Here is a 276-nt window from a genome sequence, read left to right on the forward strand (position 1 = left end):
CGACGTCGACCACGATCTCACATCTCGACAGGAGCAGCCGCCTTCAGCCGAACCGCGGCCTGACCCCAATCACCCCATCTGTCCGAGTAACGGGGTTTGAAGCCGGGGGAGAGGGGGCGGGACCGGCGCCGATGAGGGCGGACAGCGGGCTCAACGGTCGGCCTGTGCCAGCTTCAGCAGGTTGTGGGCGGTGCAGATCATCGCCCACTCGCCCCGGACCTGCTCAAGCCCTCTCATCAGGAACTGTCGGAAGCCTCGGGCCTGCTTGATCTGCCC

General features: G+C 66.7%; 1 protein-coding gene. It reads right to left on the bottom strand.

Annotation, left to right across the window (positions count from 1 at the left end):
* Window positions 1–150: 150 nt before the first annotated feature.
* The coding region (locus WDW90_RS39285; protein ID WP_336493019.1) for a transposase at window positions 151–276 on the bottom strand (126 nt) is incomplete at its 5' end.

Source organism: Methylobacterium nigriterrae, from assembly GCF_037106235.1.
Taxonomy (GTDB): Bacteria; Pseudomonadota; Alphaproteobacteria; order Rhizobiales; family Beijerinckiaceae; genus Methylobacterium; species Methylobacterium nigriterrae.